General features: G+C 74.1%; 16 protein-coding genes. 5 read left to right on the top strand and 11 right to left on the bottom strand.

Translation table 11 applies throughout. From position 1 onward, the window contains the following. Positions 1-366: 366 nt before the first annotated feature. Positions 367-1218 carry a ribokinase gene (locus ACZ56L_RS23230; RefSeq protein WP_471065977.1) on the bottom strand — a complete coding sequence of 284 codons (852 nt, stop codon included), beginning with the start codon at positions 1216-1218 and terminating at the stop codon, positions 367-369. Positions 1219-1488: 270 nt separating this feature from the next. On the opposite strand from ACZ56L_RS23230, the gene ACZ56L_RS23225 reads away from it, so the two are divergent. Next, complete coding sequence (locus ACZ56L_RS23225; protein WP_345219663.1) at positions 1489-2241, top strand: GntR family transcriptional regulator; 753 nt, start codon at positions 1489-1491, stop codon at positions 2239-2241. Positions 2242-2290: 49 nt separating this feature from the next. On the opposite strand, the gene ACZ56L_RS23220 is transcribed toward ACZ56L_RS23225, so the two are convergent. The 7 genes from ACZ56L_RS23220 to ACZ56L_RS23190 all read right to left on the bottom strand — a co-directional run bounded on the left by ACZ56L_RS23220 (position 2291) and on the right by ACZ56L_RS23190 (position 8789). Further along, the gene (locus ACZ56L_RS23220; protein WP_471065975.1) at positions 2291-2530 is read right to left on the bottom strand and encodes a hypothetical protein; all 240 of its coding nucleotides are present in this window, start codon (positions 2528-2530) and stop codon (positions 2291-2293) included. A gap of 3 nt (positions 2531-2533) precedes the next feature. Continuing rightward, complete coding sequence (locus ACZ56L_RS23215) at positions 2534-3274, bottom strand: dienelactone hydrolase family protein (protein WP_471065973.1); 741 nt, start codon at positions 3272-3274, stop codon at positions 2534-2536. Positions 3275-3355: 81 nt separating this feature from the next. Then, positions 3356-3907 carry a hypothetical protein gene (locus ACZ56L_RS23210; protein ID WP_471065971.1) on the bottom strand — a complete coding sequence of 184 codons (552 nt, stop codon included), beginning with the start codon at positions 3905-3907 and terminating at the stop codon, positions 3356-3358. Further along, the gene (locus ACZ56L_RS23205) at positions 3904-5367 is read right to left on the bottom strand and encodes a sensor histidine kinase (protein ID WP_471065969.1); all 1464 of its coding nucleotides are present in this window, start codon (positions 5365-5367) and stop codon (positions 3904-3906) included. The genes ACZ56L_RS23210 and ACZ56L_RS23205 overlap by 4 nt, the downstream gene beginning before the upstream one ends. A 134-nt stretch (positions 5368-5501) precedes the next feature. Next, on the bottom strand, positions 5502-6197 hold the full coding sequence (locus ACZ56L_RS23200) for a response regulator (RefSeq protein ID WP_401760241.1): 696 nt from the start codon (positions 6195-6197) through the stop codon (positions 5502-5504). A 184-nt stretch (positions 6198-6381) separates the two neighbouring features. Then, positions 6382-7704, bottom strand: a complete 1323-nt coding sequence (locus tag ACZ56L_RS23195) for an acyltransferase family protein (RefSeq protein ID WP_471065966.1) — start codon at positions 7702-7704, stop codon at positions 6382-6384. Between the two features lie 167 nt (positions 7705-7871). Beyond that, entirely contained in the window at positions 7872-8789 is a 918-nt protein-coding gene (locus ACZ56L_RS23190) for an SGNH/GDSL hydrolase family protein (protein ID WP_471065964.1), read from the bottom strand. A gap of 181 nt (positions 8790-8970) precedes the next feature. On the opposite strand from ACZ56L_RS23190, the gene ACZ56L_RS23185 reads away from it, so the two are divergent. The 4 genes from ACZ56L_RS23185 to ACZ56L_RS23170 all read left to right on the top strand — a co-directional run bounded on the left by ACZ56L_RS23185 (position 8971) and on the right by ACZ56L_RS23170 (position 13092). Then, positions 8971-9732: an isocitrate lyase/PEP mutase family protein gene (locus tag ACZ56L_RS23185; protein WP_471065962.1), complete on the top strand. Its 762-nt coding sequence runs from the start codon at positions 8971-8973 to the stop codon at positions 9730-9732. Positions 9733-10011: 279 nt separating this feature from the next. Next, positions 10012-10665, top strand: coding sequence for a type III effector protein (locus ACZ56L_RS23180; protein WP_468689925.1), 654 nt, complete (start codon positions 10012-10014; stop codon positions 10663-10665). Between the two features lie 92 nt (positions 10666-10757). After that, positions 10758-12677, top strand: coding sequence for a molecular chaperone HtpG (gene htpG / locus ACZ56L_RS23175; protein WP_468689923.1), 1920 nt, complete (start codon positions 10758-10760; stop codon positions 12675-12677). A gap of 157 nt (positions 12678-12834) precedes the next feature. Next, positions 12835-13092, top strand: coding sequence for a hypothetical protein (locus tag ACZ56L_RS23170; RefSeq protein WP_345219652.1), 258 nt, complete (start codon positions 12835-12837; stop codon positions 13090-13092). A 70-nt stretch (positions 13093-13162) separates the two neighbouring features. On the opposite strand, the gene ACZ56L_RS23165 is transcribed toward ACZ56L_RS23170, so the two are convergent. From ACZ56L_RS23165 to ACZ56L_RS23155, 3 genes are all read right to left on the bottom strand, one after another. Beyond that, positions 13163-14380 (bottom strand): serine hydrolase domain-containing protein, encoded by a 1218-nt coding sequence (locus ACZ56L_RS23165; protein ID WP_471066298.1) that lies wholly within the window; start codon positions 14378-14380, stop codon positions 13163-13165. Positions 14381-14662: 282 nt separating this feature from the next. Continuing rightward, complete coding sequence (locus ACZ56L_RS23160) at positions 14663-17842, bottom strand: amidohydrolase family protein (protein ID WP_471065959.1); 3180 nt, start codon at positions 17840-17842, stop codon at positions 14663-14665. Between the two features lie 336 nt (positions 17843-18178). Beyond that, positions 18179-19816 (bottom strand): FAD-dependent oxidoreductase, encoded by a 1638-nt coding sequence (locus ACZ56L_RS23155; RefSeq protein ID WP_471065957.1) that lies wholly within the window; start codon positions 19814-19816, stop codon positions 18179-18181. Positions 19817-19903: the final 87 nt, after the last annotated feature.

Genomic DNA, 19903 nt, shown 5'->3' with positions numbered 1-19903 from the left:
GCCGCCGTCAGGGCGGAAGGGTCGTGAATGCGCCCAGAGCGGCAAGACCCCGGCCGCGCTCACGGCGCGGGGAGCGTGGATAAGCCCAGGGGCGGGACCCCAGCCGGGCTCACCGCGCACGGAATGTGGATACGCCAGGGGCGGGACCCCAGCCCGGCTCACCGCGCAAGGAGCGTGAGTGCGCCCAGGGGTGGGGCCCCGACCGCCCTCGGGGCAGAAGGGGCGTGAACGCGCCCAGAGCGACAGGGCCCGGCCGGGCTCACGGCGCACGGAACGTGGATACGCTCAGCGCGACAGGACCCCGGCCCGGCTCACCGCGCAGGGAGCGTAAGTCCGCCCAGGGCAGAGGCGGGGCCCCGACCGCCGTCAAGGCAGAAGGGGCGAGGAGGGCGCGTCCAGGCTTCGTCCCTGGGCGCCGTGCCAGGTCGTCGCACGCGCCCCCGCCGTGACCGCGGCACGGAGCGCCTCGGCCGGCGGTTCCCCGGCGGCGATCCGGGCGGCGAGCGTGCCCGCGAAGCAGTCCCCGGCACCGGTGGTGTCCACGACCTCGACCGGCGGCGGCACGGCTTCGTGTTCGCCCCAGCGGGCGCCCCGGCCCCCGAGGGTCACGCACACCGACCCGGCGTCCTCGCCGAGTGCCTCGTACTCGTGCTCGTTGACGATCACCGGATCGGCGAGCCGCAGGAGCCGGGAGGGCACTTCGGCCACGGGAGAGGCGTTGAGGACGACTCGCACGCCGGACCGGTCGGCGAGCTCCGCGGCCCGCACGACGGCCGGGAGCGGCGTCTCCAACTGGAGCAGCAGCACGTCGGCCTCCGCGATGACGTCGGCGGCCCGTTCGACGTCGGCCGGGGTGACGGCCCCGTTGGCGCCCGCGATCACCACGATGGTGTTCTCGCCGAGGTCGTCGACACAGATGTGCGCCTGCCCCGTGGGCTCGCCGGGGGTGGGGACCACGTCCCGCGTGTCGACGCCGTCGGCGTCCAGTGCCGCGAGGTAGCGGCGGCCGCCGTCGTCCTCGCCGACCCGGCCGAGCATCCGGACCCGGGCTCCCCCACGTGCGGCGGCCACCGCCTGGTTGGCGCCCTTGCCGCCGGGCAGCACGGTGAGCCCGCTGCCGAGCACGGTCTCGCCGGCCCCCGGGTGCCGGGGCACTCGGGTCACCAGGTCGATGTTGAGGGATCCGAGCACCACCACGGTGGGCTGCTGGTCATGCATTGTCGGACCTTTCACGGGGAGCGGAGGAAACTTTTCGGCCGATTTGCCGCCCGGGAAGGGAGGGCTAGACGCCAGTTGTCTTACAACTCGTGATCGACTGGTGGGACAGTAGCTCCGGACGGGGCTCACGACAAGGGGGTACTTCACACGTATTCGGGCGGACCGGGCCCGAGTATGCTCGGCAGGGCCCGCAGAAGTCCGACAACTCGCGCGGTCAGTGAGGACGAACGGATGTGCCGGGCCGGCACAGCAGCACGAGGGGGATGCGGAGTGACGCAGGTTCGTACGCGACGCCGTCAGCCGAGGGTCGAGCTCTACGAGCGCATCGTCGCCGCGATCCATGACGGCACGTATCCACCGGGCACGAAACTCCCCTCCGAGCCCGTGCTCGCCGCCGAACTGGGGGTCGGTCGGCCCGCCCTGCGCGAAGTGCTGATCCTGCTCCAGGAGGACGGCGTCATCACGCGCAAGCACGGGGTCGGAAGCCGGGTGAACCAGCCCCCCGCCACCCGGGGCATCGAACGCCTGTCACCCGTCGAGGCGCTGCTCGGCCCCGGCCCGGTGACCTGCCGTCGCCTCGCCGCCGAGCTGGACGAGCCGACCGACTTCTCCGGCTTCCACCTCCGGCTCCCGCCCGTCAGCCGCACCTGGTTCTGGGAGACCCTGGTGGAGGTCGACGGCGTCCCGGCCTGCTTCGCGCACGAATGGGCGGCCGACGCCTCCGTATTGGGCGAACTAGGCCCCGCGTTCGCGGCCGCGCTCGGTGCGACCGTCTCGCCCGCGCCGCCGACCAGCATGCTCGCGCTCCTGATCGCGACGGCCGAGAACCGTGCGCTCGCGGCCAAGAGCACGATGGGTGCGACGATCCTCGGCAAGGAGCGGGGCAGGGCCATGAACCGGCCGCCCGAGACGCCCGCGATGCTGATCACGCAGGTCGTGACCGCGGACAACAGCCCCGTACTGGCCGCGAAGTACCTCGTCCCCGGCGGCGCGCCCCTGATCCACCTGAACCAACGCCACTGACGGCGGGAGCGCTCGCGCAGCAGGAGCGTCAGCGCGATCCGGCGGCGGATCACACCAGGGTGACGTCCATGCCGCCCTCGGCCAGGACTTCCAGGGCCCCGGCGAACACGTCGTAGGGGCGGCTCGTCGGTGACGTACCGGCCGTCGAGTTCCTGGGCGTGCCCGGCCGGCCGGTCCCGGCCCGGTCGTCGGCGGCCCCGCTCACGTACGAGGTCGTGCCGGGCCCCGCCGCGGCGGGTGTCGAGACCGGCTCAGATGTCCACGGCGGCCGGTGGTCCACGGTGATCATGCCTCAGTCCGTGCCGGACGGGCGCTCCGGGAGCAGGCACTCCGCCAGCAGGGCGACGACGTCGTGCCAGGCCCGCCGGGCGTGTCGGGGGTGGTGGCCGACGCCGGGACGCACCGTGTGGCCGACCGTCGGGTGGTGGAAGGCGTGCAGGGCTCCGCCGTAGACCACGATGCGCCAGTCGACGCCCGCGGCCTGCATCTCCTCGGCGAACGCCTCCCGTTGCGCGGGCGGCATGATCGGGTCCTGGGACCCGACCCCGGCCCACACCGGGCAGCGGATGCGCGCCGCCTCGCCCGGCCGGCCGGTGGTCAGTGCGTTGACCGTGCCGATCGCGCGCAGGTCGACGCCGTCGCGGCCGAGCTCCAGTGCGATCGCGCCCCCGGTGCCGTAGCCGATGGCGGCGGTCCGGGCGCGGTCGGCACGTGGTTCGGCCCACAGCACGTCGAGCGCGGCGTGACCGATCGCCCGCATCCGGTCGGGATCGGCGAGCAGCGGCATGCAGCGCGCCAGCATGTCCTCGGGGTCCGCCAGATAGCGTCCGCCGTGGAGGTCGAAGGCCAGTGCCACGTACCCCAGTTCGGCCAGCGCCTCGGCGCGGCGGCGTTCGACGTCGCTGAGCCCCGTGCCCTCGGGTCCGATCAGGACGGCGGGCCGGAGTCCGGTGCCGGCGGGGAGGGCGAGGTGGCCGGTCATCGTCAGGTTGTCGGCGGGGTACTCCACCGTGCGCGTGGTGATCGTCGTCATGCGGCTGGACGGTAGTGCCGGGCGCGCCCGCTCGGGGTGGTGTTCACCGACGGCAGACGGCGGACCGGCACCGGCCGGGGGTCAGGAGGTGACGGGCACCGCGTTGTTGTCCGGGGCGCAGCGGACGGTCCAGGGAGTGGCGGAGCGGACGAGGTTCTCGTGGATGCGGATGTCGATCTGCTCGGGTTTCCTGGTGCCGGGGACCTCCGCGTGCGCGGCGGTGCAGGCGAGCTGGCTGATGGCGGTGACGTCGAGGTCGCCGGCGCTGACCGCCGAGGGGACGAAGACGTCCACCGCGCCGGTGACGGCGTTCGCGGTGAGCTGACCGCCCATGGGCGGGACCTGGTTGATCAGGCCGCGCCGGCGTTCGGCGGGGGTGGGGCCCTCCAGGAGGAGGTCCAGTGCGTGCTGCGGGCTGAGCGGGCGGTCCGTGGGCCGGGTGACGGCCCGGATGCCGTACGGGCCCGCGAAGTACAGGCGTACGGAACGGGCTTCGGTGCCCGGCCGCGGGACGCCCGAGGCGGGGCCGCCCGCGTCGCGGGGATCGGTGGCGCTGATCCCGCAGCCCACGGTGGTGGTGAAGAGGAGAAGGAGAAGGAGAAGGAGGGCGGGGGCGGGGCGGGGGCGGGTCATGGCTGTTCCAGCGGGGCGGGGGGCAGGGCCAGGGTGAAGACGGCGCCCCCGTGGGGGCTGTTGGCGGCGGTGAGGGCGGCGCCGTGCAGCAGGGCGTTCTCGTGGGCGATGGCGAGGCCCAGGCCGCTGCCCTCGGAGCGGGTGCGGGCGGTGTCGGCCTTGTAGAAGCGCTCGAAGACGTGCGGGAGGACGTCGGCGGGGATGCCGGGGCCGTGATCGGTGACGGTGACGACCGTACGGCCGTCGTCGGCGTCGGCACGGGCGGCGAGGACGACCGGCGGGCGTCCGTGGCGCAGGGCGTTGCCGATCAGGTTGCCCAGGATCACGTCGATGCGGCGGGGGTCGGCCCGTACCGGCAGCGGTCCTTGGAGGTCGGTGCGCACGCGGGGGTCGTCGGCCCAGCCGCGGAGCTGGAGCGTCTTGGCGACGAGGGTGCGCAGGTCCGTGTTCTCCAGGTGCAGGGGGGCCGCCTTGGCGTCGAAACGGGAGACCTCCATGAGGTCCTCGACCATGCGGGCCAGGGTGCGGGTCTCCGTGCTGATCAGACGTACCGCGTCGGCGGTGTCCTCGGGCAGGACCCCGGACGCGGCGTCCTCGTCGAGGACTTCGGTCACGGCGGCCATGGCGGCGAGCGGGGTGCGCAGTTCGTGGGCGACGTCGGAGGCGAACCGGCGGGCGCCCGCCTCCAGGCGGCGCAGCTCGGCGTCGTCGCGTTCCAGGGTGGCGGCCATGGTGTTGAAGGAGCGGGTGAGGGAGGCGAGTTCGTCGTGGCCCCGGACGTCGAGCCGGGTGTCGAGTTCCCCGGCGGCGATGCGTTCGGCGCCGCCCCGCAGCCGGCGTACGGGACGCAGGATGTGCGCGGCGGCGTACAGGGCGGGGATCAGGGCGAGCGCGAGGGCGGGCACCGCTCCGGCCTGTGCGGCGGTGATCAGGGCCTCGATGTCGGCCTGGTCGTCGTCGAGGGGGAAGGAGACGTAGGCGGTGAGACCGGAGAGCCCGGCGGGGTTGTCCTGCCGTGGGGTGTCGGCGCGGGCGGGTTCCCGGGCGTAGGCGACGGGCATGCCGACGGCGAGCCAGGGGCGGCCGTCGCGCTCGACGTACTGGTAGGCCGCGCGGCCGCCGCTCTCGACCTCGCGGCGCAGGGTGTCGGGCACCGGTGTGACCGGCGGTGCCGGGGAGGCGGGGGCGGCCGGGGACGCGGAGACCAGGGGGCCGCGCTGGTACGCGGCGGAGGCGTGCCAGAGGCGGGAGCCGCCGGCCCGGTCGAGCTGGAGGGCGAGGCCGCGCAGGGTCTGCGTCGTCGGGGGGAAGACGAGGTCGGGGGCGAGGGAGTCGAGCTGGCCGCGCAGGTCGGCCGTCGCGGTGTCCTGGGTGCGTTGCAGGATCGCCGAGCGGGCCTCGCGGAAGGTGAGACCGGCGGTCAGCAGGGCCCCGAAGGCGGCGGCGAGCAGGAAGGCCACGACGAGCCGGGCCCGCAGGCCGCGCGGCGGGCGCGGCCGGAGTGGCGGGCGGGGCTCGTGTGCCGGGACCGGCCGGGGCGGTCTGCGGGCTCCTGGGGGCGCGGAGTCCGTTTCCCCGCCGGGCGGGCGAGGGGTCACGACAGGGGCCCGAAGCGGTATCCGAAGCCGCGCACCGTCTGTACGTAGACGGGGTGGCGCGGGTCGTCCTCGATCTTGGCGCGCAAGCGCATGACGCAGGCGTCGACGAGGCGGACGTCCCCGTAGAAGGAGTGCTCCCAGACCTGTTCCAGGAGCTGCTGGCGGCTGTGGACCTGACCGGGTACCGCGCTCAGGAACAGCAGCAGCTTCAACTCGGAGGGGGCTAGGGCGAGTTCGGTGCCGTGTTTGGTGACGCGCAGGGAGGCCCGGTCCACCGTGAGACCGGCGAACTCCTCCATGCCCAGGGGGGCGACACCCGTGTCCTGGTGGGGGGCGACGCGGCGCAGCACCGCCTTCATCCGGGCTTCGAGGATCTCCCCGCTGGCGGGTTTCACGACGTAGTCGTCCGCGCCCGCTTCCAGGCCGACGATCATGTCGAGTTCGTCACCGCGCGCGGAGAGGATGATGATCGGGATCTGCTGGGACTCACGGATGCGGCGGCACACTTCGAGGCCGCTCATCTGCGGCAGCATCAGGTCGAGCAGGACGAGGTCGGGCCGATACCGCTCCAGGGCGAGCAGCCCCGTCTCGCCGCTCCCCGCGATCTCGGTGTCGTGACCGCGCCGCTTCAGGGCGAGGGCGACGCCCTTCTGGACGGCGGGGTCGTCTTCGATGAGCAGGACTCGTGCCATGGGTGCTGTGCCCTTCCGGCGGAACACGGGGGTCGGGGTGGGAGGGGGCGGCGCTGGGGCGCTCCCGCCACCAGGGTGCTGGAAGCATATGACGCGGGTTCTCCCGTTTTATGACGAAACGTTGACGGTCGGGGCGAAGACGGCGCTGCGTCGTGTGGACGGGGTCGGGCCGCGAGAGCCGGGTTCAGCCCCCCGTGAGGCGGGTGAGGTCCACCGAGCCCGCGCCCGCCCGGGGCTGCGGGATGACGCCCCAGAGGCACACCAGGACGACGTACACCGCTGCGAGGGCCAGGGCTCCGGTCCTGCCCGTCGCCCAGCGGGCCCGGAACCGCACCGGGTCCTCCACCAGGTACGTGGAGAGCGCGGCCGCTGCCACGGACACCGCCATGACGACGGCCGTACGGCTCCAGCCCGTCAGCCCGAGGCGTTCCTCGCTCAGCAGCAGGAACACCGGCCAGTGCCACAGGTAGAGGCTGTACGAGATCCGCCCGGCCCAGCGCAGCGGCCGGACCCGCAGGGCCCTGCCGAGCGGGGCGGCCGGGGCCTGGGCCAGGCAGCCGATGAGCAGGGCGGCGGCCAGCGCGTGGGCGAACAGGCCGCCGCGGAAGAGGGCGGCCGACGTCTGCCCTTCGGTCAGCGCCCAGTACGCGCCGATCCCGCACGCCAGGACCAGCGCCACCCGCCCGGCCGCCCTGGTGGTGAGGCGGGCGAGCAGCCGGGCGGCGGGCGGAGTGGCCGTCAGGGCGCCCAGGAGCAGCGAGAAGGCCCGGGTGTCGGTGCCCTCGTAGACGCGGGTGGTGTCCACCGGGCCGACGAGGACGATCATGAGCAGCAGCGAGGCGAGGGCCCCGGCGGCGGCCACGACCGCGACGTTGCGGCCCGCGTGCCGGCCCCGCGCCACCAGGCACAGCAGCGGTGGCCACAGCAGGTAGAACTGCTCCTCGACGGCGATGCTCCACAGGTGGCTGAAGACGTGGGTGCCAGCCGCGTCCCAGTAGCCGAGCCGGTCGGATATGAAGTGCCAGTTGGCGAGGTTGATGAGCACCCAGGGGGTGTCGTCACGGGCCTGGCCCAGGAGCGCGGGCGGCCCGAAGGCCCACAGCAGGACCAGGGTGGCGGCGACGGTCACGGCGAGGGCGGGCACCAGACGGCGGGCGCGCCGCCCCCAGAAGGCGAGGAGGTCGACGCGTCCGCCCCGGGCCGCCGTCTCCCGCAGCAGGAGCCCGGTGATCAGGAACCCGGACAGCACGAAGAACAGGTCCACGCCGAGGAAGCCGCCGCCGAAATGGCCCGCGTGGAAGAACAGGACACCGAGGACGGCCAGACCGCGCAGCCCGTCCAGGGGTTCGATGTGCCGCTTGCGCCCGGCCGGGGCGGCGGGGACGGCGGCCGGGACTGCGGTGCCGACGGTGGGTGGCGCAGTCGTGTCTGCGGTACGGGCATGCCTGCCGGCGCGCTGGGAGGCGGCGCGCGAGAACGCGGTTCGGAGGGCGACGGGGGTGCGCATGCGGATGTCTTTCGGGTGGACGGGGTGACGGGTGCGGGGAGGGGGCAGGGCGGGGCCGGCCGGACGCCGGGGGCGGCAGCAGTGACGCCGCGCGGCCGGCGGCCCGCCGTCGGCACAGCCGGAAGACCGGGCGGCCCGCAGGGCTGCGGCTGCGGACCCGCTCGCGGCTACTTGCAGCCCAGCGGGCCGTAAACCTTGTCGCCCGTCCAGGAACCGGTGGCCCACTGATCGGCGGGCGCGGGCGTGTACGAGTACCGCTTGCCGAGTTCCTTGTCGAACCACTGGGCGAACGCGGCCGAGCCCTGCTGGCAGGAGTGGATGCCGTCCTTGCTCCGCTGGGCCTTCGCCGCCGAACCGTCGTCGCCCCACAGGGCGGAGGCGTCGAGGAAGTGGACCTCGTCCGGGTGCCGCGAAGCGACGTCCCGGGCCGACTTCGGGGCGGCCTTGATCGCCGCCTCGTTCGCCTTGTAGAAGTCGTCGATCCTGAACGGGGGCGCGGAGACCAGGACGAGTTCGGCGCCCGCGTCCTTCACCGTCTTCGCCAGCTTCTCGTAGGCGGCCCTCTGCTCCGCCGGGGTGCCCCAGTCGTAGGTGGTGATCTGGTACGCGACCACGTCGGGCTTGAAGGAGCTCAGCTCGCGGGGCAGGCTCTCCCAGGTGGGCGCGGCGATCTCACCGACGACACCGCCGCCGCCGGCCGCCGCCATCGACTTGAACTCCACGCCGTCGGCCTTCATCGCCGCGCCCAGCGCGGGTGCCTGCGCCTCGCCGATGGAGTCGCCCATCCACAGCAGTCTGGCGGGCTTCGCACCGTCCTTGGTGGCCGCGCCGGACGCGGTGCCCGTTCCTTTGCCCGCGGTGTCCGCGTCCTTGGCGGACCCGCTGCCCTGGCAGGCCGTGAGCCCGAGGACACCGACGCACGCGGCCGCCGCGACGAGGGCGGCGAGCCGGCCGGAGGGCCGACGGAGGAGGGGCCGGCCCGCCCGGTTGCGGTTCGTGCCGTTGCCGTTGCCGTTGCGGTCGAAGTCGTTGGTGTTCATGTCGTGGTTGTTCATGTCGTCGCTGTTCATGTCGTGGTTGTTCATGCGGTCCAGCGAAAGACACGGAACCGCCGTTCGGACGGCCCGTCATCGCTTCATCACACACCGGGGAACGGCCCGTCACGTCCCGCGGAAACCGCCGTCAAGCAGGCGCTTCGAGGCCCGTGATCACCGGCGTCCCGCGAAGGCGCTCCTTTGTCGCGGTGCAGGGGGTAGCGTCCTGGTCATGGACTTTCACACCACCGTTGAGCGGGCTCAACGCCTCAAGAAGCTGCACGCCGAGCACCAGCCGCTCGTTCTGCCGACCGTCTGGGACGTCTGGTCCGCCCGGACGGCCGTCGCCGCCGGGTTCCCCGCGCTGACCATCGGCAGTCATCCGCTCGCCGACTCCCGGGGAGCCGCAGACCAGGAGGGGCAGACCTTCGAGGAAGTGCTCGCCGCCGTCAGGCCGATCATCGCGGCGGTCGACGTCCCCGTCTCCGTGGACCTGGAGGCGGGTTACGGGCAGGACCCCGCCGACCTGATCGCCGGACTCACCGAGGCCGGCGGGGTCGGCCTCAACCTCGAGGACACCGTCCACTCCGAGGGCGGCCGCGTACGGACCACGCAGGAGCACGCGACGTACATCGCCGGCCTCCGCGCGGCGGCCGACAAGGCGGGCGTCCCGGTCTGGGTCAACGGGCGCACCGACCTGTTCATGCACGCGGACAACGCCGCCGACGTCCTGGACGAGACCGTCGAGCGCCTGCGCGCCCTCCAGGAGGCCGGCGCCGACAGCGTCTACCCGGTGGGCATCCAGGACAGCGACGACCTGCTCACGGCGGTGACCGGCGCGGTCGGCGTGCCCGTGAACACCACGGCCCACCCGGTCAAGCACGACCTTGAGCGCTTCCGCCGCCTCGGGGTCGGCCGGATCACCTACGGCCCGTTCCTGCAGTTCGCCATGACGGAGGCGCTGAAGGACGCCATCGCTCCGTGGGCGCCGTGACGGCCTCGTGACCGGTCACTGAGCCAGGCGTACGGGCCGGCTCCCCGCCACGGAAACGGGCGCGGGGAGCCGGCCCGTACGGCATGACGGCCCCACGGCACGGCGGAGCGGCCGCCGCCCAGGAGAGGGCACACCGGACCGCCGGGCACTGGGCCACCAGATCTCCGGGCCACCGGGCCACCGGGCCCAGGCTCCGAGCGTGCCTCTGTACTATGTCATCCGATCGACGACAGCTCAGATGTCGTCGCCACGATGACCGTTCGCCCGAGGGAGGTACCCATGGCCGCAGCCGACCAGCCGCCCACGCCCCGTACCGACGACGCCCACGGTCCGGCGTCCTTCCTCGCCGCGGCGGCCGCCCTCGCCGCCGTGGACGACGCCCTGCGCGACGCCCAGCACGAGGGACCCGACCCCGTCCGGCCCGGCCCCGAACAGGCGCTGGCCTCCCTGATGCTGTTGCGGCAGGTCCGTGAGCGGTTGGCCGGCTGGGAGACCGGCCTGATCGAGACCGCCCGCGGCGCGGGCGCCAGTTGGGCGGACCTGGCCGGCCCGCTGGGCGTCGCCAGCCGCCAGGCCGCCGAACGCCGGTACCTGCGCGGGCGTCCCGGCGCCGTCGGCACCACGGGCGAGCAGCGCGTGACGGCCACCCGCCGGGCCCGCGCGGCCGAACGCGACACCGCCGCCCGGGCCCGCGCCAACGCGGCCGACCTGCGCCGCCTCGCCGCGCGGATCACCGCGCTCCCCCACCTCGGGCCCGAGGCGCGGCCGGCCCAGGCCGCCCTGCACAGCGCCCTCGGCGCCGCCGACGCAGCCGAACTCCTCGCGCCGCTGGCCGACCTGCGCCCCCACCTCCTCGCCCGCCACGCGGGTCTCGTCGCGTCCCTGGACGCCCTCGAAGACCGAGGCGCTCCGACGGCCGCTCCCGAGGACTGACCTGCCCGGCGCGGCGCACGCGGTGGCCGCGCCCGCCCCGTCCCTGCCCGTTCCGCAGCCCAACAAGCCCAGACCCACAGAAAGGTCCCTCCATGGCCAGCAGTGTCGAGACGATGGAATTCCAGGCCGAGACACGGCAGTTGCTCCGCCTGGTGATCCACTCGATCTACTCGAACAAGGACATCTTCCTGCGCGAGCTGATCTCGAACGCCTCCGACGCCCTCGACAAGCTGCGGCTGGAGTCGCTGACCGACTCCGGCCTCTCCGGGCTCGACACCAGCGACCTGCACATCGCGCTGGAGGTCGACAAGGAGGCCCGCACGCTGACCGTCCGGGACAACGGCATCGGCATGAGCCGGGACGACCTCGTGGAGCTGATCGGCACGATCGCCAAATCCGGCACCGCCGACCTGCTGGCGAAGATCAAGGACTCCCAGGACGCCGCCACCGCCGAGAACCTGATCGGACAGTTCGGCGTCGGCTTCTACTCGGCGTTCATGGTGGCCGACACGGTCACGGTGCGCACCCGGCGGGCCGGCACCGACTCCGGCACCCAGTGGGAGTCCGACGGCGAGGGCGCCTACACCCTGCGGCCCGTCGAGGACCTGCCCGTGGGCACCTCGGTCACCCTGCACCTCAAGCCCGTCGACAGTGAAGACGGCCTCGCCGACTACCTGTCGGAGTCGAAGATCCGTCAGATCGTCAAGCAGTACTCGGACTTCATCCGCTGGCCCATCCGGATGGCCGCCGAGCGCACCGACGCCGAGGGCGCGACCACGCGGGAGGTCGACACGCTCAACTCGATGAAGGCGCTGTGGGCCCGCCCGCGCGCCGAGGTGGCCGAGAGCGAGTACCACGAGTTCTACCAGCAGATCAGCCACGACTGGCAGCCCCCGGCCGAGACGATCCACATGCGCGCCGAGGGCACCTTCGAGTACGAGGCGCTGCTGTTCGTCCCCTCGCAGGCGCCCTTCGACCTGTTCTCCCGCGAGACCCGCGGCGGCGTGCAGCTCTACGTCAAGCGGGTGTTCATCATGGACGACTGCGAAGCGCTGATGCCCGACTACCTGCGCTTCGTCAAGGGTGTCGTGGACGCCCACGACCTGTCGCTGAACGTCTCCCGGGAGATCCTCCAGCACGACCGGCAGATCCGCGGCGTACGCCGGCGGCTGGTCAAGAAGGTCCTGGGCGCGGTCAAGGACATGCAGGCCAAGGACGCCGAGCGCTACGCGAAGGTGTGGGCCCAGTTCGGCCGGGCGCTGAAGGAGGGCCTGATCGAGGACCCGGACAACACCGAGACCCTGCTGGAGCTGGTGTCGGCGGCCTCCACGCACGACCCGGAGAAGACCACCACGCTGCGCGAGTACGTCGAGCGCATGAAGGACGGTCAGGACGCCATCTACTACCTGACCGGCGAGACCCGCGCCATGGTGGAGAACTCCCCGCACATGGAGGCCTTCACGGCGAAGGGGTACGAGGTGCTGATCCTCACCGACCCCGTCGACGAGGTGTGGGTGGACCGGGTCCCGGCCTTCGACGGCCACCGGTTCCAGTCCATCGCCAAGGGGCAGGTGGACCTCGGCGGGAGCGCCGAGGGCGACGAGGAGAAGGACGCCGAGAAGGCCCGGCACGAGCAGGACTTCGCGGCCCTGCTGCCGTGGCTGACCACCGCGCTGTCCGAGCAGGTCAAGGAGGTCCGCCTGTCGTCGCGCCTGACGACCTCCGCGGCCTGCATCGTCGGCGACGCCCACGACGTGACGCCGACCCTGGAGAAGATGTACCGGGCGATGGGGCAGGAGCTGCCTCCGGTGAAGCGGATCCTGGAGCTCAACCCCGCGCACCCGCTGATCACCGCGTTGCGCACCGCGCACGAGGCCGACGCAAACGATCCGGCGCTGGCGGAGACCGCCGAACTGGTCTACGGCAGCGCGCTGCTCGCAGAGGGCGGCGAGCTGCCCGACCCGGCCCGGTTCACCCGGCTGCTCACCGAACGTCTCACCCGCGCGCTGTGACGCACGGGTGCGGCCGGGCGCGTGCGCCGCGCCCGGCCGCACCCGCCCCGGCACGGGACGGTGGGACGCGGACGACCCGTGCGACGGGGGCCGTGACAAGTTTCACCATGCAGACGCATGCCGTCGCCACGCCGGACAGCGGTAAGAATGTCTTCTCGTGACTACCTCAGCCATATCCGCACCCACACCGATCTACGACCTCCTCGTCCAGGAACGGGGAGACGCCCTGACGGCGAGCCGTGTCGCCGCCGAGCAGACGCAGGACCAGGCCAGGCGGGCCCTGGACTGGGGCGGTCCACGCGCCGTTCCGGGTCAGCGGCCCGAACGCGCGTTCTCCGCCTTCGGCCACGCGGAGAGCTTCGGCCGCACGGACGGTCCGGAGGGCCCGGACGGGGCGCGGCCCGCGTCCTCGTAGCGCCTGTCGCCCGGACCGGAGGGGCGGAGGCGCCCGCCCTCCTTCCCGCCCCTCCGGTCCGGGCGGCTGCTCAGCGGTTCTCGGGCAGGTCGGCCTCCGCCGGGACGACCGAGAGCGAGCGCTGCTTGCCCTGGCCGGCGGCCGGCTTGCCGCAGAAGGCCGCCTCCAGCGTGCCGCCGAGCACGGTGTTCACCGCGCCCCGGTTCGAGGTGTTCGCCATCGCGGACAGCGCGCGGCGGCCGTCGCGGGTGGCGAAGGCGTAGGTGTAGAAGCCCTGGACGGTCCCGGTGTGGCCGTACACCTGGGTGCCGCAGGACAGGTCGTACCGGCGCAGCCCCAGCCCGTAGAAGCGGGTCTGGGCGGCGTCCGTCGGGGTGACCGTGGTCATGGCGTCCATCATCCGGGGCGACAGCAGCCTGCCCCGCATCAGCGCGGTGGTGAAGGTGTTGAGGTCGGCGGGGTCGGAGATGACCGCACCGGCCGCCTGCGCCCAGGAGACGGTCTGCTCCGTGGAGTCGACCAGCGGCGCGCCCTCCTCGTCGGGGTGGAGGTAGCCGCGTACGTGCTGGCCCTGGATCCGCGTCTCGGGGTGGACGTAGGACGTGTGGCGCAGGTTCAGGGGCTTGATGACGCGGCGCTCGTACTGCCGGGCGAGGGAGGTGCCGGTGGTCTTCTCGATGAGCATGCCGACGACGACGAAGTTGGTGTTGGAGTACTTGTACGCGGCGCCCGGCTCGGTGGTGCGCGGGAGGGCCAGCGAGAGGCCGACCAGTTCCTGGGGGCTGAAGACGCGGTTGCGGACGGCTTCGAAGCCGGGCACGGTCCGGGCGAACATCTGGTCGGTGTAGTCGGCCAGCCCGCTGCGGTGGGTGAGCAGGTGACGGACCGTGATCCGCTCGTCGGGCAGCAGGCCCGGCAGGTAGCGGTTGACGGGAGCGTCCAACTCCAGCCGCCCCTCGTCGACCAGTTGGAGCAGGACGACGCTGGAGAAGGTCTTGCTGACGCTGCCGATGCGGAAGCGTGCCCGGGTGTCCATGGCCTCGCCGCTGACCCGGTCGCGGACGCCCACGGTACGGGTGCGGACGCCGTCGGGGCCGGTGAAGCGGGCCATCGCGCCCGGGGCGCCGTTGGCCATCGCGGCGTTCAGGGCCGCGGTCACCCCTTCCAGGTCGGGGGCGGGGACGGCGGGGGTCCGGGGCCCGGCCGGGGCCTGCGGGGCGGCGGAGGCCACCGTGGCGGGGGCGAGGCCGCAGGCCAGGGCGGTGATCAGGGTGGCGCTGACGGCCATGCGCCGGTGCGTCGGCAGGGACACGTGACTTCCTCGTTCTCAACTGGTCGCTGAAGCGGCGCACCTGTGGGGTGCGCCGCCGGGGCCGGGAGGACGGCCGTCGAACGCGGCCCCGCCCGCCCCTCACCGATCATGAGGGTCCGCACGGCGGGACGGTTCCTGACACGGGGCGGAAAATTGAGTTCGACCCGAGGACGGCCGTTGTTCACCCGCCCGGCGACGGATCCGCTGTCCGCCCGCCCCGGGGCGGTTCCCCGTGTCCACCCGCCCGGTGACGGCCCCTCAGCAGCAGCCGCCCTCCTCCATCCGGTGCCGGACGGCCTCCCAGTGCGACTCCGCGCCGCGCGCCGCGGCGGCCGCGCCCCGCTGCCGGTACGGCGCGGCCAGGGCCGCCCGGGTGTGCGGCCGCCCGCCCACGAGGACCGCGCTCACCTTCACCAGGTCGTCGAAGTCGACCAGCGGGTTGCCGTCCACGACCGTCAGGTCGGCCAGCTTCCCGGGCTCGACCGTGCCCAGGTCCCGGTCCGCCCCGAAGAGTTCGGCCGGGGCCCGGGTCACCGACCGCAGGGCCTGCGCCGCCGGGAAGCCGCCCCGTACCATCGCGCGCAGGACGATGTGCAGGGTGAGTCCGACCGGGGTGATCGGGGTGTCCGTGCCGATGGCCATCAGCCCGCCGCCGTCCACGATCCTCCGGTACGTCGCCAGCTCCCGCCGCAGCGCCAGCCGCTGGACGTCGGTCGGCCGTTCGGCGGCGTTGGCACGGACCGCCGCCGCGTCCCACGGCGGCATCATCGCCGTGACCCGGGCGTCGTCGGCCAGTTCCGGGAAGTCGCCCAGCAGCGGGGAGGCGACGAAGGGGGTCGCGAGGAGCTTCAGCCCGCCCCGCGTGTAGGCGGCGACGGTGTCCGCGTAGGTGAAGCCCTCGCTGGTCGCCCCGTGGCCCTGCTCGGCGCGCTCGGTGGCGACGAGGTGGCTCGTCAGGTCCTCGCCGCTCTGCAGGCCCTGCGACACGAGGTGGGAGCCGGACAGCACCCCCAGCCGCTCGTGCCCGAAGCGGGCCGCCTGCTCCATGTGGTCCTGCGGGGAGCGGACGTACGTCTTCACGAAGTCCCAGTCCAGGGCGGCTCCCCGGGCGAGCGAGCGCCGCAGCCCCTCCCGCGTCCGGTGCGCCCGGCCCATGCTGTAGGCGACGCGCGAGCCGTCGAGGAGTTCGCCGGTGGTGAGCAGCCGGGGGCCCGCCAGCCGCCCGGCGACGACGTCCTCGCGCAGCCGGGCCTGTTCGTAGGAGAACCCGGCCAGGGACACGGTGGTCGTGATGCCGTACGCGAGCGAGACGGCGGTCTGCCGCGCCCCGTACGTGTACTGCCAGGGGTGGGTGTGCGCGTCCCAGAGGCCGGGCAGCACGGTCTGGCGCGAGGCGTCGACGAAACGGCCGGCCCGGCGGCCCGCCCGGTGCGGTTCGACGGCGGTGATCCGCCCGTCGCGGATCAGGATGTCGACGTCGGTGCGCACCCGGCCGTCCGTCGCCGTGCCGTCCCAGAGCCGTCCGGCGTGCACGACCACGTCGGCGGGCGCGGAGCTGCGGTAGTCGAGCCGTACCGGGAGCACGCGCCCGGGACCGGCCGCGTCGCGGGTGGTGAGCCGGACCTTTCCCTCGGCGAGGTACAGGAGGGTGCGGCTGTCGGCGCCCCAGCTCGGATGGTCCGCCCCGAGGTCGCCGATCTGCCGGGCCTCCCCCGCCGGGCTGCCGTCGGCGCGCACCGGCAGCACCCACAGCGCGGACTCGCTCACCACGGCCAGCCACCGGCCGTCGTACGACCAGACGGGCCCGGAGGCGTACCGGTCGGACAGCGAGGCGAAGCGGGCGACGGGGTACAGGCGGGAGGCGCCGGTGGCGACCTCCACCACGCGGATCAGGTTGTACCCCTCCCGGAAGCGGAAGTTGAGCCGGTTGCGGTCGGCGTAGACGAGGTGGCGTCCGTCCGGCGACCAGCTCGGCGGGCCGGGCAGTCCGCCGCCGCCCAGCGGCGCGGCCACCACCTTCTCCGTTCCGTCCGCCAGGTCCCGGACGACCAGGCCGCCGGCCATGTCCAGGCAGGCCAGCCGGGTGCCGTCCGGCGAGAGGGCGGGATGGGTGCGTCCGCCCGGCGCGAGCAGCTCGTCCTTCCCGGTGGCGAGTTCGATCCGCCGTACGGCGTTGAGGCCGTCGCGGTCGTCGACGTAGAGCAGCCACCGGCCGTCACGGCTGAAGGAGGGACCCTGGAGGTACGTGGACGGATCGGCCTCCAGGACCCGCCGGGGCCCGGTCGGCCGCCCAGAAGTCGGCTGGATCCAGAGGGAGTTGAGGGCGACGAAGGCGAAGGAGCGGCCGTCGGGGGCGAGCACCGGCTGCTGGATGCCGCGCACGCGGCGGGTGCCGCGCGGCTCCAGGTCGTAACGCTTCACCCGGTACGCCGGCCGGTGGACGGGCAGGGTCGCGGTGAACGGCACCGTGCGCCTGGCGGGGTCGCGGTGCGGGCGCAGGATCTGGAACTGGCCGTCGACGGTGAGCAGGAGCCGCTCGTCGTCCAGCCAGCGCGGCGGTACGGCCGCGAGGGAGCCCTCGACCGGTACGTTCCGGCCGTCGACGACGAGGGTGACGGGCTGGAAGCGGGTGGTCGTGCCGGTGGCGGTGGCGCGCAGCCAGGCGGTGCGGCCGGCCGGGGAGACGGCGGGCGTGAGGAGCCCGCCGGGCGGTGCGGAGGCGGGCTCGGTGTGGACGACGGCGACCGGGCCCGCCCGGCCGGCGTCGGCGGGGACGGCGGCGATCGTACGGGACCGGAGCGCCGTCCCCTCGACCGTGCCGCGCACGAAGAGCACCCGGGAGCCGTCGCCGCTCCAGGCGGGGTCGAAGTCCTCCCAGGGCTTGTCCTGGTGGGGCCCCGGCTGCCCGTTCAGGCCCGTGAGCTGGCGCAGCGTGCCGTCGGCGACGTCCACCGTCCAGATGCGGTACGGGCTGCCCGTGACGGGGTCGCCGCCGCGTTCGGAGGAGAAGGCGAGGCGGGTGCCGTCGGGGGACCAGGCGGGGCTCCGGTCGTCCCAGGGGCCTTCGGTGAGGCGGCGCAGGCCCGTGCCGTCGGCGTTCAGCAGCCAGAGGTGGAACTGGCCGCCCCGGTAGCCGGAGACCGCGATGCGGCGGCCGTCGGGCGAGAGGACCGGGCGGGCGGGTTCGAGGTCGGGCGGGGTGAGGGCGCGGGCGGGCCGGCCGTCGTCGCGGAAGGACCAGAGGACGTTCTGCACCTCGGCGACGTAGTGGCCGCGGTGGGCGGTGACGGAGCCGTTGGTGGCCGCGTCGAGGCGGACGCGCCGGGTGGGGCCCCCGGGGTCCGCGAGGGCTTCGGAGGGCGGGGCCGCGCCGACGGCGGCGGCGCCGATGGTGACGGTGGCGGCCTGGAGGAAGGTGCGGCGGGGCAGGGACGGCAAGGTGACTCCCCCTGGGGTCTCAGGTGTACGCACGTGCCCCACCAGGAAACGCCGCGGGGGGCCCGGCGTCCATGAGGCGGGGCGGGCGGGGGCTCATTCCGGCCGACCCCGCACGCTGCCGCGGCGGGGCTTGAGGGGGTGTCAGGCGTCTGTGCGGGCCGTCTCCTCGTGGGCGGCCCAGGCGTGTTCGCGGACGGCGGGGTCCTCCAGTACGTCCGCGGCCGTGCAGGCCGGGGCCCCGGCGGCGGCGAGCAGCACGGCGGGGGCGCGCGGTGCTGCTCGCCGCCCCGGCGAGGTGCGGGTGTGGTCACCGGCGTCGGGGCCGTGCGCCGGGCGTCAGAAGGACGCGTCCGGCTCCGGGGCGGGCGCGGCCCGGCCGGTGTCCTCGGCATCGGCCTGCCCGACGCGCGACGCACGGGCCAGCGGATGCACCGCCGGGCCCTGCAGGACCTCGCCGTCCACCCCGAACCGGGACCCGTGGCACGGGCACTCCCAGGTGCGCTCGGCGTCGTTGAACCGCACCAGGCAGCCCATGTGGGTGCACCGGGCCGCCACCGCGTGCAGCGCTCCGGTGTCGTCGCGGTGCACCGCGAGGTGCCGCTTGCCGTCCCGTACCACCGCGCCGCCGCCCGGGGCGATGTCCTCGACGGAGCCGGTGCGGTGCGGCAGCCGGTCGCCGACGAAGTGCGCCGCGACCGTGGCCGACGTACTGAGCACGGAGGGCGCCTCGTGCCGGGGGCTCAGGCGCACCGGGTCGTACAGGTCCGCCCACGACAGGACGTCCGGCCCGGACACGCCGGTCCCGCCGCCGTCGCCCTCCTTCGCGGTGATGCGCGCCGCGAGCAGCCGGCCGGCCATCACTCCGCCGCTCATCCCCCAGCCGTTGAACCCGGTGGCCACCCAGGTGTGCCGCGCGCCGGGATGCAGCCTGCCCACGAAGGGCACGCCGTCGGAGGGTTCGTTGTCCTGGGCCGCCCAGCGGTGGGTGAGGCGTACGCCGGGGAAGCGTTCGGCGGTCCACCGCTCCAGTCGCGCGTACCGCTCCTCGACCCCGCCGGCGCCCGGGGTGAACTTCTCACCGGTGACGATCAGCAGCCGGCGGCTCCCGCCGTCCTCGTCGTCGTCGTAGGGCGCGGTGCGCACCGAGCGGGTCGAGCCCTCCGGGGTCAGGTACATGCCGTGCGGGTCCTGCGCGGCGGGGATCGGCCCCGCCACAACCAGTTCGCGGTGCGGGGTGAGCCGGGCGAACAGCAGCGACCGGTCGAAGAGGGGGTAGTGCGTCGCCACGACCACCTCGCGCGCCCGCACCACGGACCCGCCCGCCAGCGTCAGGCGGCACGGGTCGCCCTCGTGCAGGCCGGTCACCCTGGCTCCCTCGAAGACCGAAGCGCCCTGCCGCCGCAGGTCCGCCACGAGGGCCAGCAGGTACTTGCGCGGGTGGAACTGGGCCTGGTCCTCCACCCGCACGGCTCCCGCCACCGGGAACGGCAGCCCGGTCTCGGTGACGTACGTCGCGGGCAGTCCCGCCGCCCGGGCGGCCTCGGCCTCCGCCACCACGGCGCGTCCCTGCTCGCCGGTCTCGCTGTAGGAGTAGGCGGCCACGCGTTCGAAGTCGCAGTCAATCCCCAGTTCCTCGCAGACCTGGGCCACCCGCCCGATCGCGTCGCTCTGCGAGCGCGCGTAGCGGGCGGCGGCGTCCGCACCGCGGGACTTCCGCACCCGCTGGTAGGCGAGTCCGTGCAGGGCGGACAGTTTGGCGGTGGTGTGTCCCGTCACGCCGGACGCGATCCGGCCGGCCTCCAGGAGGACCACCGACCGTCCGGCACGGGCGAGCTCCCAGGCCGTGGAGATCCCGGCGATGCCCGCGCCGATCACGGCGACGTCCGCTTCGACGCGGCCGGAGGGCGGTGGGTGCGCCGCGCCGGCCCCGTACTCCATCCAGTACGAACCGGAGTCCGGCGATTCCGTGCTCATGAGCCGCTCCTTGCCATCGTCGCCCGGGGGCCGGCGTTCCCCCAATGGGAGGAAGCCACTTTCGACTGTGCCACAGCGGGGTACCCA

It is taken from the genome of Streptomyces sp. NPDC039736, assembly GCF_055596485.1.
The sequence above is the reverse complement of the archived record's forward strand: the minus strand, read 5'-3'. Positions and strand labels throughout refer to the sequence as shown.

Excerpts from the sequence above, each read along its gene's own strand:
- ACZ56L_RS23230 (WP_471065977.1), bottom strand. The coding sequence starts at position 1,218 with ATGCATGACCAGCAGCCCACCGTGGTGGTGCTCGGATCCCTCAACATC.
- ACZ56L_RS23220 (WP_471065975.1), bottom strand. The coding sequence starts at position 2,530 with ATGATCACCGTGGACCACCGGCCGCCGTGGACATCTGAGCCGGTCTCG.
- ACZ56L_RS23215 (WP_471065973.1), bottom strand. The coding sequence starts at position 3,274 with ATGACGACGATCACCACGCGCACGGTGGAGTACCCCGCCGACAACCTG.
- ACZ56L_RS23210 (WP_471065971.1), bottom strand. The coding sequence starts at position 3,907 with ATGACCCGCCCCCGCCCCGCCCCCGCCCTCCTTCTCCTTCTCCTTCTC.
- ACZ56L_RS23200 (WP_401760241.1), bottom strand. The coding sequence starts at position 6,197 with ATGGCACGAGTCCTGCTCATCGAAGACGACCCCGCCGTCCAGAAGGGC.
- ACZ56L_RS23195 (WP_471065966.1), bottom strand. The coding sequence starts at position 7,704 with ATGCGCACCCCCGTCGCCCTCCGAACCGCGTTCTCGCGCGCCGCCTCC.
- ACZ56L_RS23190 (WP_471065964.1), bottom strand. The coding sequence starts at position 8,789 with ATGAACAACCACGACATGAACAGCGACGACATGAACAACCACGACATG.
- ACZ56L_RS23185 (WP_471065962.1), top strand. The coding sequence starts at position 8,971 with ATGGACTTTCACACCACCGTTGAGCGGGCTCAACGCCTCAAGAAGCTG.
- ACZ56L_RS23180 (WP_468689925.1), top strand. The coding sequence starts at position 10,012 with ATGGCCGCAGCCGACCAGCCGCCCACGCCCCGTACCGACGACGCCCAC.
- htpG (WP_468689923.1), top strand. The coding sequence starts at position 10,758 with ATGGCCAGCAGTGTCGAGACGATGGAATTCCAGGCCGAGACACGGCAG.
- ACZ56L_RS23165 (WP_471066298.1), bottom strand. The coding sequence starts at position 14,380 with ATGGCCGTCAGCGCCACCCTGATCACCGCCCTGGCCTGCGGCCTCGCC.
- ACZ56L_RS23155 (WP_471065957.1), bottom strand. The coding sequence starts at position 19,816 with ATGAGCACGGAATCGCCGGACTCCGGTTCGTACTGGATGGAGTACGGG.